The organism is Kineosporiaceae bacterium (genome assembly GCA_016713225.1).
Classification (GTDB): Bacteria; Actinomycetota; Actinomycetes; order Actinomycetales; family Kineosporiaceae; genus JADJPO01.
Window position 1 is genome coordinate 222,084 of sequence record JADJPO010000006.1, and the last position, 12,477, is coordinate 234,560.

Genomic DNA, 12,477 nt, shown 5'->3' on the forward strand with positions numbered 1-12,477 from the left:
TCAGCGCCGCCATCAGCCGGCGTCACTGCCCGCGGTCGGGTTCGCGGTAAACGGCGATCATTCGCTGGTGGACACACCCCTGCGCGTTGGGTAGCTCCTCGGTGGTGGCGGTCTTGAGCCCGGTGAACCCTCCATCGCAACGATTTCTAGCCCTTGGCGCCAGGTCTCGTCCGATCGGTGAGCTTGATCGTGAGCGCCCGCTTCTAGCGGCGTTCGGCCATGTCCAGTAACCGCGCGGTGCCGTTTCCATCTCGGATCGGGTCAGAGCGATGATCACGGTGACGTACTTGTCGCCGCGGCTAGCGGTGCTTGTGGGGGCCGACACCGACGCGACCGCCGACACCACGGCAGGACGGGCACGTCTCCCGCCGCTCGACTCGAACCTGTTCACCCTTCCAATTCTTTTCGTACTTGACATTCGTCACAGTGCCGTCACCACCGCACTTCGGGCACCGGTGACAGTTCCCGCATGACGGGTCATATCCGGTCATTCTTCCGTTTCCTTTCGGAGTGGTCAGCATCCCGACTGCATTGACCATTGTGCTCGGTCGCCGGCTTGCGCAGGAATGGAATGGAGGCTCTTGAGGCAGACGTCAGGGAACAGTATTGAAGACTCCCGGGCCATAAGCTTGGTCACTTGCCACTTGCTGGCTGAACGTCCCCAAATGAAGCATGCCTTACGTTTCTGGTGCTGTTGCTCGTGGGTGTCAGGCGGCTTCGAGTACGACCGCCTGACACTCCACCGCTCCATTGCTCAGGGTTAGGAGCAACGTCCGAATGAAGAGCATGCCTTATGGTTGCCCTCCTTGCAGTGAGCGCAAATATTACCCTTCCCGCGGTCCTTCTCGCATGCACAAGCCACGCTGGGTTCCTTCCTCTGATGCCGGGGGCCTTGATCATGGAGTTGATCTCGACTGGACACTGACGGCAGCCATGATGATCGCTCAAAGTTCAGCTGCTGTCGAGGCATTCATCGATTTCGTCGGTGTGAAGGCGTCGATTGATGTTCGATGCTGAGGTGCCAGTGGCACGACCAAGGCCCATAGCTGGGCGAAGTGGGCCGATACTGAAACCCGTTGCTCGCTGTCGGCGTCTACGCAAGCTCAGTGCTTAGGTTGACCGCTTTGGCCGCGGCTGCCGCCGTTGTGCTTGTTGCTGTTGTTCTTGAACTTGTTCGATCCGCGGTCCTGTTGCGCAGCCTTGCGAGCGGTGCTCTGCGCCTTTGCCTGTTGGCTCTTGTTCCCGGCCATCGGCCATACCTCCGTCTTGGTGTCGCGCCTGCCACGGTGAGTTGAGTGTCGACTCCAGCGCGCCTGGGCGGATTCCGGCCTGAACTCCCACGGGGCCGCGCCCCGGTGAACTGGGCCTACCGCCCCTCCGAGGAGGTAGCCCCGTGACCACAGTGGTCCTTGTTCTGTTGGCCGTTCCTGCCTGTATCGCCATGGCCAGCCTGTATGCCGGCTACGTCCGGCGCGCGGAGCGGCGGTCTGAGGAACTGGCAGCCGAACGTCAGCTTGCAGCAGTGGCCGAGCAGGATCTCCGCGAGAGGGAGGCGCTTGCGCAGCGGACAGCGCTTGCCCTGGCTGGGGAAACCGCTCAGAACTGGCGAGCGTTGCCGGTCGAGAACGCCGCCACGGCGGTGTTGCACGGCTTCGCAGGCAGGCTCTCGGGACTGATCGAGAGGGGGCAGCGGGCCGATTGGCACGCGCAGGTCGCACGAGAGAGCGTTGACACACTCCGTGCCAGCGCCGATGAAGCGCTTGATCGCCTGCCTACCTGGCTGCGCAGCGGCGCGGGCCGCAGCATTGTGGTGTTTGCTGCTGCACTGCTCGTCCCATTCGGGATCGTAGCCTGTCTGCTCGACTTCCAGATCTTTGCGCCGGTGCAGGGGCAGTTGCTCGCGGCCTTCTTCGCTCCCGTGAGCGTGCTGTATGTGGCGGTCTGCGGCGTCGGCCTCAGCTTGGGACTCGGGCTTCACGGGGCGCTCGCCGACCGGACATTCGTTCGTACCAACGTGCTACTGCTGAGCGCGGCGGCGCTGGCACTGGGCGTGCTGTTCCTGGCTTACCTGGCACCGAACCGCTCCGCCCCGGAACACCGCACGGCGTCCCTAAATGCGCAGGCGGAGGTCGACCTGGCGAAGGCGCAGATGGCATCAGGAGTAGCGGGTGCGAACCAGACACTGACGGCAGCACAGGCCAAGCTGAGCAAGGCAAACGCCGAGGCCAAGGCCGCAGCCGAAACGGACCGGCTGTTCGTGCTGATCATGACGATCGCCGAACTGCCGCTGGTCGAGGGGGGACTCTGGGCCTCCGCCATGCTTCCCTGGCGAACTGCTCGGCGCCGGCTCGAGGCGGCGCAGGACAAGACGCTTGTGCTCGCGGACCACAAAGCCGCGGCGCAAGAGGAACTGCGCGCCTGCGTCGCGCAGATGTGTGCCGCCCTCTACGACACGCTCGTCTCGTACCGCGTGCCCGACCCTGAGGGCGTCATCCAGCAGGCGATGGCGCGGGTGCAGCTGCCACGGGTGGCTGCCGAGATGCTCATCAGGATCACGGAAGGGGAGCCATCGGGAAGCCACGGTCCCAAGCCGGCTCTGGACGCCGGGACGAATCCAGCAGCGGATCGTGCTGGGCCGCCGCCGCCCGGCATCCCGGACACCGCGACGCCGGCCGCGGAGCAAGACAGACCTGGCATCGCGGTCCCTGAACGGGCGCGGCCGCCCGCACGGCCGGCCGAGGTCGTCGACCTGACCGATGCGCTGGACTCGCTGGACTCGCCCGCTGAGTCCCCTGCGGTATGCCCCGTCGAGCAGGCCGTCGGCCATGTTCCCGAGCCACGGCCCGCCGACGAACTCGACTACCTCGACAACGCGCGTTGACCCTCCAGCCGGAAGGACACACCATGAGTACCTTTGTCTCCGCTCGTTCCCGGATCGTGGCCCGTGCCGCCGAGCAAGCCTGTGCCCTACTGGCCGTCAGCACCGACTGCGTAGAGCTCGTCGCTCAGGCACGCCGGGCGGTCGAAATGCACACCCAAACGGAGGCACTGAATGCTGCGCTGCAGCAGTCCGCTGGGGTGCTGCAGGCCCTGGCGCCCGAGGCATGGGTCGGGGTGCTCAATTCGAGAGCATCCGGCACGGCGGGCATGGCAGAGATGCGCCGCAACGCCGAGCGGGCCGTCGCGACGGCCCAGGCTGCAATGGCTGGGGCCTCCCGGCGCGTGGTCGCCGACGCGATCCGGGACTTCGGCGCCTCCCCGGCCCAAGGATTCGCGACGACGATCTGCGAGGGCAAGACAGCTACCGTGCTCGACTTGCGCCGGGGGGACGAGGTCATGTATGTCGAGGTGCGCGACGACGGCAGCGTCGAGCGAGAGTACGCGGGCCTGGCCGGAAACTCCTGCCAGGCTGTGGACGCCGACCTGGTGCACACGCTGGCCGCCGCGGGGATCGCGCTCGAGACCACGTACGAGGACCGGCACGACGGTCGGAACGACGGGTTGCGCTTGCTTGTCGCCGCGTCACACCGAGATCCCATGTGCCCGGCCCGCGGCGGAGCATTGAACGCGGATGAACGCCGGGTGCGGCGCCGCGCAGACGCGGCCCCGGCGAGCCGGCGACGGGTTAGTGGTGGGGCGGCGTGAACGGCGTCGCTCAAGTCCGCGCTGTCACCCCGAACGGCGGGAGCGTCAGCGCACGCACTCCGCACGGGATGCGCGGCCGCACGGCGGCGCTGGAGACGGCCCTGGACCAGGCCCGCGCGGCCAGCAGTCAAGTGCTGCTCACCGGTCCAGGTGTACACGACTTGCTGATCGACGCCCAGGGGCGAGCGCTGTGGCTCGTGGATGCCATCCGCAGCCACTGCGCCCGACGTGGGCTCGGTCTCGTGTTTTACCGCCTGGGCGTGGGTGCCCAGTCGCTGCCCACCCTCCGCGACGGTGGCAGTGTGGCGCTGCGACCAGGTCCAGCCGAGGAGCTGCCTGACGAGACGATCACCCGGGTGATCCAGGACCTGCGGTCCGCAGCGGTGCCGTCCGTACTGTTGCTCGACTACCTCGACTCGGTCCTCCCTGCCGAAGGCTTGGCCGCCGCCGACCACGGCCGGGCGAGTCTCCTCGAGAACCTCAGGTGCCTGACTGCCGACGCCAAGGGCTGGCAGCGTCACGGCCTCCAGGCGGTTCTGGTGGACCGATCCGACAGCCTGCCAGCGCAGTTGCGGAACCAGCCCGGCTACCGAACGATCACCGTCGACCCACCGGACCAGACCGAACGGGTGCTGTTCGTGCGCCGGCGCACGGAGTCGCGGCGCGTTCATGCACTTCGCCTGGACGGGGACGTGACGGTCGAGCGAGCGGCGCGAGTCACCGGTGGGCTGCTGCTACGCGATCTGCATGAGCTGGCCGTGAGCAGCAACGCAAATCCGGTGACGGTACACACACTGGCGGCGCTGAAGGCAAGCAGGATCCAGGAGAGAAGCGGCGGCGCGCTGGAACTGCTCAACTGCGCGGGCGTGATGGATGACATCGCCGGCCTTCCGGGCCTCAGACTGTATCTGAGCGACCTACGCCTCGCCGGACGTGGCTCGGTCCGGATCTGCCTCGCCGGGCCGCCCGGGACCGGTAAGACATACGCAGCGCAGAGGATCGCCGGGTTCCTCGGCGTGCCCCTGGTGCGGTTCGGCCAAGTGCACGGTTCGCTGCTGGGCGAGTCCGAATCCAACATGCGGCGCGCGCTCAGCCTGCTGTGCTCAATGGCTCCGGTAACCGTGCTGATCGACGAAGCCGACCAAGGGCCGCTCGGAGCCAGGGACGGGTCCGGCCGGACCGGCAATGAGGCACACCTGGCACTGCGCGCCATGCTGTTCGAGTTTCTCAGCGACCCAAACGCCGACGACGGGATCTCAGTGGTCGCAACGACCAACGTGCCACAGCGACTGGACCCGGCGGCACGTTCCCGCTTCTCTGCGTTCCTGCCGGTCCTGTTCGGCTCCGGCCCCGAACTCGCGAAGATCATGGCCATGCACGCTCGGCGGCAGCCGGAGGCCATCCCGATCGACGGCGACCACGTAGGCGTGCTCACCCGGTTCGTTGCGGCGGGCGGAGTGCTATCTGGCCGGAGCGCTCAGTCCGTTCTGGAGTCAGCGTGGCGGAACGCCTTGCGGGCGGGGGAGCGCGTGGTCCGCCCCGAGGACATCGAGACCGCCTTGGCCCTGCGTGCCAACCAGGACTGGAACGCAGCCACCGAGTACTCCACGCTGAGTGCGCTGAGCATGGCACCGGACGCGAGCGTGTTGCCTTGGATCGCCGCACAGTTGCTCGGCGAGAGCTATGACCCACCGGCAAGGCTGCAGGCATACCTGACGCCCTCTGGCGCGGTGGACATCGGCGCCGTCCAGACGAGAATCCACGAATTGGAGACTGCGGGTGTCTATCGCTGAGGGGTCACTTCCTGAGTTACCGGTGACACAGCGCGCAGACCATCCCGACCAGGTCTGGGCGGACGGGGTCCGCGCCGCTCTGGACTACTGGCTCTCGATTAACAGTGCCTCACCCACCAGCGCGATCACCGGTGGTGGTGCAATCGCCGAGGCGGAGCGACGCTTCTCGGCGCTGGTACGGGGCCGGCCCGCATTGCTGCTCCCGAACGCAACATCCGGCCTGCGAGTAGCTCTTCAAGTGATCGGCGTAGGCCAAGGTGACGAGGTGCTCGTCCCGGAGATCGATTGGCCAGCGACGCGAGCCGCAGTCCTCTCGCTCGGAGCCGTACCCGTTCCAGTGCCCGTCGACGCTGAGACGCTGACAATCGACCCTCGCGCAGCCTCGGCGTCCACGGGCCCGCGAACGCGCTGCGTAGTGGCCTGCCACCTGCACGGCGTGTGCGCCGACGTGCCGAGGTTGCGACAGGCACTTCCCGGCCTGCCTGTGCTGGAGGACTGTGCCGGTGCCCTGGGCAGCACCTTGGACGGCGTGCCAGCTGGTGTACTCGGCGATCTCGCGGTCTTCAGCTTCGGGCCGGGCAAGACGCTCACCACCGACGAGGGCGGCATGCTCGTTGCCGCGAACCCGGACCTGCACTCGCGGGCCGTGTCGCTCGTGTGCCACCCGATCCGTCAGGTGCTGGCGGGCCTGTCGCCAGATCCTTACGGGTTGTCAGTTCGGCCCGCTCGGCTGACCGCCGTCCTACTCGTGCACGCGCTGGCATCCGCCGACCTTGACAGACGCCGGGAGGACCATGCGTCCGCTGCCAGGCTGACTCCCAGCAAAGAACCGGCGCAGCGGGTCCTGGGGGCCGACGGGCGGCGCGGCAACGCCTCCGGGCAATTGCCGACGGTCATGTGCGGACCTGTCTCGATGCAGCCCCTGTCCGGCGCCAGCAGCGGCGCACAGGTGCTTCCTGGTGCGAGCGCCGTCGCGGCTGACCTTCTCCGCCAAGTCCGGCTGCTTCCGGTCATTGAGTCCTCGAGAGTAACCCTTGAATCCGCGCGATCATGACTACCATACGAGCCGTGATCAGGGATATCGGCACCGAGGAGGTGGCCCACAGCCCGAAGCCGGCGACGCGTGGCAGGCCTCCCAGATCCCGCACCGAAAGGGTGTGCAGCCAGCTGCTACGGCGTGTCTTCGGTAAAGCCTGGGTCCACCGCATTGACGCACTCCGGGTAACAGACTTGGGTGCCAAGAGCCGTCGAGTCTTTGACGCCTCGGGTGAGGTTGCCATGCTCGTTGCGGCACGTTCGTGGGCACAAGCCCATGCTGCGCTCATGACGCCCGATTCGGACCCCGGTGAGGACGACTTCGTTGCCGAGCGTCGCTGGGCTCTTGCGCCATATGCACCGCGGGAAGGCTGGTCGACCAGGCTGGACGAGTTGTCGGAGTCGATCCTCGACACGATCAAGCCCAGCGCCGGGGCCACAGGTTCGACGAACCTGGCTCAGCTGCGACGAACCTTGAATGCCGCCCCGGACACAGCCACCCGAGTCGTGAATTCGCTGCGTCAAGCCCATGTCGGCCGCAATACGAACGCTCCCACCTCTACCGAGAACTATCCGATCTGGACCCTGGCCGAGATCAGGAACGACTGGTGGTCTGCGAACGACTACCCCGTCGAACGCGTCGCGCATGTGCGGGTGCGGGCGGTCGTGGACGCTACGCTGGAGCGGGACCTGCCGCCCGAGAAAGCGGACCAACGCAGTCTGCTAATGCGGTTCCCTTGGCCGCCGGAGAAGGCGGACGAGCATGGCTATGACGAGGGCATGAGGTTTCTGATCGACCTCCTCGACGGTTTGCAGGAATATGACCCGGAGAGCGGGATCGATCCTGATGTGTGCACGGAAATAGACAGGGCACTCGAGCAGCTGAACAGCGCCAAGGTTCAGGTCTATGACCTGCGTGAAACAACCGCGAATCGGGTGCTGGAGAATTTCCGAGACGATGTTCAGATGCTTCGTGCCGAGGGCCTGGACATTGGAACGCTAATAGACCGCGCAGCCGCATTGGTCGTGACGCCATCGGCTCGCAGGCTGTTGACGCCCCCAGTCGGCGTGCAGCCGGACGAGCCCTCGTCAGTCACTTGGCTCTCAGAATTGCCGTCGCTGGAACAGCTGAGCGCGTGCCGACTCGCCATTCACGCGCTCATTGCTGCCGCCCAGCAGGTGGAGGAGGCATGACGTTCCCACGCGTACAGCGGCTTTCGGCGAATGGCGCCGTTCTGGGTCCAGGAGCCGACCGGGCTGTCCTGCCCGTGGCGGTCCGGTTACCGCAAGGTGGCTCGCTGCTCGTCGACGCGCTGAGCCCGAGCGTGCCGCTAGAGGTATTCCTCAGCCGGGCGCAGATCGCGGACCCTGAGGTGCGGTCCTGGGCAGAGCAGTTACGGCGTGCCGTCGTGGCAGAGGGTGCGCTACCAGCCGTCCCGCCAGCTTGGGTGCGGCGGTGCGTAGTTGGCGCAGTCGACCGATGGTTCGACGATGTCCTGGACGCCGAACTCATGAACGCCGATCGGTTGTCGGCGGACTCGGCGCTCGGGCTTGACCGCGAATCGCGTGACGCTGCGGTTCTCGACCGGTTGCGCAGCCTGGCGAGCGAGCTCCTCGCCGAGGAGCGCCCTCCCCCGGTTGCTGTGGTCGATGAGCTTCGTTGGGTGGCGACGACGCTAGGTCTACGACTGCCCGCTCTGCCGACGGCCCAGCTGCGGGCGACGTCCACGTCCTCTGGCGGTGGGTCGATCCCGGAGCGGAGTTCCGGGGCGCATGGTGACCATGGGCTGCATGTGGTCGAGCACCCACTGGACCCGAGACTCATCCCGTCTCGTACCCTCGTCGGGCCGCTGCGGGTGGCATTCGCCCAGGGCTCGGCGCTCTTGACTTGCGATCTGTCGGCAGGGATATCTGTGGACAGTCCTGTGCTGAGCCGCCTGATCGTGCGGGCGCTCGATGCGGAGACCGGCGCGGTGTTGGCAGTTGGGGGCCTGCAGCCCAATGCGGTCGCTCGGACGGTGACCGGCGAGCTAACTTTTCCTGAGAGCGGACCTCGCCCGTTGGTCCAGGTCCTCGACAGTCTTGCGGCGGCTCTGGCTATAGACCCATCGCCCGGCGCGGTCGAGCGTGTGCGCGGAGCCCAGGTCAGGTTTACCCGCGAGCGCCTGGAGGTGACCGCAGCTGAGCTGACCGTGGCCCACTCCGCTCAAGGTCACGGTCGTCCTACCCTCGCCGAGCTGGACACCCTTCGGCGGCGCCGCTTGCGGGACCTGGACTCGGCTGGTGTGGATGATGAGCTGCGGCACCTAGAGGAGATGGTCCAGGCGTGGGCTGTGGAGCTGGGCATCCCTGAGCTGCATGTCCTCGTCCCGACGCGGCAGGAAGAGGCGACACGCGGCGTCGGAAGTGCATCCCCTGCTATGGGCAACACCTATCGAGTGACGCTGGACGACGCGCTATTCGAGCGGCTGAGCGGGAGGCGACGGCTGCGACGGCAGCGGCCCGCGGCGCTGCTCTTGACGCTCGAGGCTGGCGGCACCGGAATCCTCGCCCGGCTGGTTGTGGCCGGGGGCTTCCGGAAGGAAGTCAGAACATTGCAGGTCTCGGTACCTACCCCCGCGGGTGAGATAGTGGTGCCCTTGGCGTTCGAGGCTGTAGATGGCGTAGCGGAGGGCCGGGCCGAACTGGCCGCCCCGGTGCTGACACTGGTTCGGGGCGCGAGCAAGCCAGTGCTGCAGGTCAACCATCGTGATTGAGTTTGGGGAGGGGCGTGCCGCTTGGGAGGCGTACCTCGCTGATCTGTACGCCGATCCTGGCGAGGACGCCGGACGACGACTCGCGCAGATATGCCTGCTCGTCGACGGGGTGCTCCAGCACAGCAGCGATGTCGCCCAACCAGACCTGCCCGGTGGTCGACCCGGACGGCAGCCGATCAGGGCGGCTGCAGCAGCTCTGCTCGCCCGGGCAGGCGAGCGGAGCGACGACGTCGGCGCCATGTGGGAGCTATTGGCCCGAATGCAGGCCACCCGGTACTACCGCGAGAACACGGGCTCGGATGGCGACGGGGACGTGTTCAGCGAACAGCTGGCCTTACTCGAACAGGCTTCTGCGGTAGGGGCGCGATTCGGCCCCGAGTTCGCCGCTTGGCCCATGGTCAGGGCCTCCCAATTGCTGCGCGATGGGCTGCAGGACGAGGCATCGCTAGAGATGGCTCAGCGGGCACTAGCCCTCGTCCTTCGCGCGGAGCAGCCAACAACCGGCGCACGGCACCCCGTATTGAGCCGGGCGACCGCGGACCCGCCCTTCCTCGTCGAGCACGCGCAGTTCCTTCTGGTGATGGAGTATTTCGCGCGATCCCGCTCGGCGATGGCTGCCCGGATGCTTCGGCTATACGCGCTAGCCACTTCGGAGCGCGACGCCAACCTTCGACTGAGCGCTCGGATCCGGGAGCGGCCGGTGCTGCGAATGAGTGCCTATGCGTCACGCGCCTCGCTGGCACGCCTGGTCGGCGATACATCCACTGCGCTGCGCCTTTACCAGGAGCAGGAGCGTGAAGCCGCTGCTGGACCCGAATCGGCTCAGCTTCGTCAGCTTGCCTCGGCGGCGGCCAACGCCGCGTTCCTCGATCAATGGACCCTGTCCAGTTCCTTGTATGCGGAACGTCTGCGTCGTCGCTTGGTCACCCAGTTGGGTGAGGAGCGCGAGGTCACCCCGGAGGTGGTGCTCGAGGCGATCGAGGTGATGTACGAGCGAGGCATGCGGGTGCACCTCACCGCGATCGGCAACGATGCATTCGAGCTCGCTCGCAATCTCATAGACTCCGGCCACGTGCAGCTGGAGCCGGAGCAGCTGCCACGTGCCCGCGCTTGGTTGGACGTGGCGACGGAGGCTTGGCGTGAGATAGCCCTCAACGGCAGGATCGCAGTTGAGTTCCGTCGGGTGGAACTCGATGCGATCGAGGGTGTGCGTGACCGCAGCGAAGTCGGTCAGTTGATGGTCAGCTGCAGTCGGCGCTGGCGCCGTCAGGTGGGGCGACGTCGCGCCGCCACAAAAGCAGCGCGTTACGGGGACCCGGAGGATGAGGCCATCCTCGAGCGACTCCTGGAGTTGGCCGCGGAGGCCCCGCCGGTCGAGACAGCCCACCTTTTCGGGGGAGTCGCGCGCTGGTATCTCGCCAATGGGGACGCCGCTCTGGCTCGGGGTTCGCCAGAGCGCGCGCGCGACCGGTGGCAGCTCGCGCTGGGGCATGCCGAGAAGGCGGTGGCAGGTCTGGTGGTGCACACCGCACGCAACCGAGCGGTGTCACTCGACCCTGCGAGCGAAGTGGATGCACGACAGATTTTGGGCTGGGCATTGCGCCGTCTACGGGGCGTGGACCCGTCGGCTGCCCATCGGCAACAGCTGCTGGAGCGGGAATTGGTCGCTCGCCAGGCGTCTTTGGCCAGCATCGCGCAGCGGTTCAGTGCTTCAGCGGACGCGACCCACCGCGTTGTGCTGGATCGGATGTACCGAGGCTGGTTGCGTGAGACCGCCGAGCTCGCAGTCGCAGCGAGCGATGGTGCGTTGGCCGATTTCACAGCTGAAGTGCTCCGTCGTGACCTGGTTGGCACCGTTCTCGGGGCGATCGCGGCCGACCCGGCGACCCCTGCCCGCATCGCCGGCCTGTTCCGGGAACTGACGATGGCGCTAGGTGCCACTGCTGACGACGTCACCAGCGTTGAAGAAGGTGAGAATGGCGCATCGCAGCAACGGGGAAACGGCGGAACCGCAAACGGCGGTCGCGGCCGCACTGAGGAGCAGGTCCGTGGTGACCGATTGGCCGCCGGGATGCAAGAGGCACTGGATGTCACGGGCCGGGTGCTGGGCCCGGTAGCTCGGGGCCTGTTCGATCCGAGCACGGTGAGGCATTACACAGTGCGTTCAGCGGCCGCGGCAGTCCTGGGTGAGGAGCCGGGGGCTGTGCTGTCCCTGAGCGTCCTCGCCGGATCGGGTCCTCTATTGGTGTTGCGGCACTTGTGCCTCAGGGAGTCCACCGGGGCACCGCTGCAGACGACGCTTGACCTGGTATCAGCGCCGCCTTGGGTAGCCGGGTTGAGCACCGACCAAGGCCAGGATGTGTTCTTCGCCCGGCTCGAGCACCTCACGCAGGTGCTGTTTCCAGAATCCTTGCTCGACACACTTCGGAGGGCGCCCGGCGGCGCGCCCGTGCGTCTCGCGGTGGTTCCCACCGGACTGCTCGCGGTACCGTTCGCGGCGCTACCCCTCGGCGACGACCTTGTGCTGGACCACGCCGTGGTCTCGGTCGCACAGTCACTGCAGACGTTGGAATCGCTGGCCCGATCCCGCAGTGGCACGGTCGGCCAACCTGTGTCGGTCGCCGTCTTCGACACCGAGCGGTTCCCGCACGCCAGGCGCGAGCTGGCTGCGTTGTTGGCATCGCATCCGGGCACCGAGGTGGCAACCTCGTTGGGAGAGCTGAGCGGCCTGCTCGGTGGGGATTGGAGCGGCATCCGTCCTGGTCTGCTTGCCCTCGCCGTCCACGGCGACCGCGGCGTCGATGGCTGGACCCAGCGAAAGGATCTACCCAACGGCGAGCGGCTGGACGTCGGCCACGTGCTGCAGTGGTGCATGCCTCGGCTGGTGGCAGGCGCCTCATGCAACACCGATATCCGGGCTGACGCCGGGGGAGAACTCGGTGGTTTCCCGCTCGCGTTCCAGCTCCGCGGGGCAATCGACATTGTCGGTGCGTTGCACCAGATCGACGACAGCGCGACAGCCGATATCATGAGCCGGTTCTACGCGCACACCGCCGCCGGGCTGCCGACGGCCGCCGCTCTACGTCAGGCACAGCTCGACTGGATCGCCGAAGATCACGAGACGCGCGCCTCGCAGCAACACCTGTGGAGCTATCTCGTGACCTACGGGCTACCGGACGCTTGACCAGGCCACGCCTCTGCTTTCAGGCCTGAACCTGGCACGACACCACAGCGGTGAGGATGGCGGC

9 protein-coding genes are annotated in these 12,477 nt (G+C 67.0%); 8 read left to right on the forward strand and 1 reads right to left on the reverse strand.

Features of this window, described 5'->3' with window-relative positions:
* The first annotated feature begins 849 nt into the window (after positions 1-849).
* The gene (locus IPK24_21400; protein ID MBK8078045.1) at positions 850-1,017 is read left to right on the forward strand and encodes a hypothetical protein; all 168 of its coding nucleotides are present in this window, start codon (positions 850-852) and stop codon (positions 1,015-1,017) included.
* Positions 1,018-1,103: 86 nt separating this feature from the next.
* On the opposite strand, the gene IPK24_21405 is transcribed toward IPK24_21400, so the two are convergent.
* Positions 1,104-1,250 (reverse strand): hypothetical protein, encoded by a 147-nt coding sequence (locus IPK24_21405; GenBank protein ID MBK8078046.1) that lies wholly within the window; start codon positions 1,248-1,250, stop codon positions 1,104-1,106.
* A 143-nt stretch (positions 1,251-1,393) separates the two neighbouring features.
* On the opposite strand from IPK24_21405, the gene IPK24_21410 reads away from it, so the two are divergent.
* The 7 genes from IPK24_21410 (at position 1,394) to IPK24_21440 (ending at position 12,413) form a co-directional block, all read left to right on the forward strand.
* The gene (locus tag IPK24_21410) at positions 1,394-2,881 is read left to right on the forward strand and encodes a hypothetical protein (protein MBK8078047.1); all 1,488 of its coding nucleotides are present in this window, start codon (positions 1,394-1,396) and stop codon (positions 2,879-2,881) included.
* Between the two features lie 23 nt (positions 2,882-2,904).
* Complete coding sequence (locus tag IPK24_21415) at positions 2,905-3,645, forward strand: hypothetical protein (GenBank protein ID MBK8078048.1); 741 nt, start codon at positions 2,905-2,907, stop codon at positions 3,643-3,645.
* Positions 3,642-5,438 (forward strand): AAA family ATPase, encoded by a 1,797-nt coding sequence (locus IPK24_21420; GenBank protein ID MBK8078049.1) that lies wholly within the window; start codon positions 3,642-3,644, stop codon positions 5,436-5,438. Before IPK24_21415 ends, IPK24_21420 begins: the two co-directional genes overlap by 4 nt.
* Positions 5,425-6,492 (forward strand): DegT/DnrJ/EryC1/StrS family aminotransferase, encoded by a 1,068-nt coding sequence (locus IPK24_21425; GenBank protein ID MBK8078050.1) that lies wholly within the window; start codon positions 5,425-5,427, stop codon positions 6,490-6,492. Before IPK24_21420 ends, IPK24_21425 begins: the two co-directional genes overlap by 14 nt.
* 269 nt (positions 6,493-6,761) lie before the next feature.
* Positions 6,762-7,667 carry a hypothetical protein gene (locus IPK24_21430; GenBank protein MBK8078051.1) on the forward strand — a complete coding sequence of 302 codons (906 nt, stop codon included), beginning with the start codon at positions 6,762-6,764 and terminating at the stop codon, positions 7,665-7,667.
* A 317-nt stretch (positions 7,668-7,984) separates the two neighbouring features.
* On the forward strand, positions 7,985-9,229 hold the full coding sequence (locus IPK24_21435; protein ID MBK8078052.1) for a hypothetical protein: 1,245 nt from the start codon (positions 7,985-7,987) through the stop codon (positions 9,227-9,229).
* A complete protein-coding gene (locus IPK24_21440) occupies positions 9,222-12,413 on the forward strand; it encodes a CHAT domain-containing protein (GenBank protein MBK8078053.1) in 3,192 nt (1,063 codons plus the stop codon). The genes IPK24_21435 and IPK24_21440 overlap by 8 nt, the downstream gene beginning before the upstream one ends.
* Positions 12,414-12,477 lie beyond the last annotated feature (64 nt).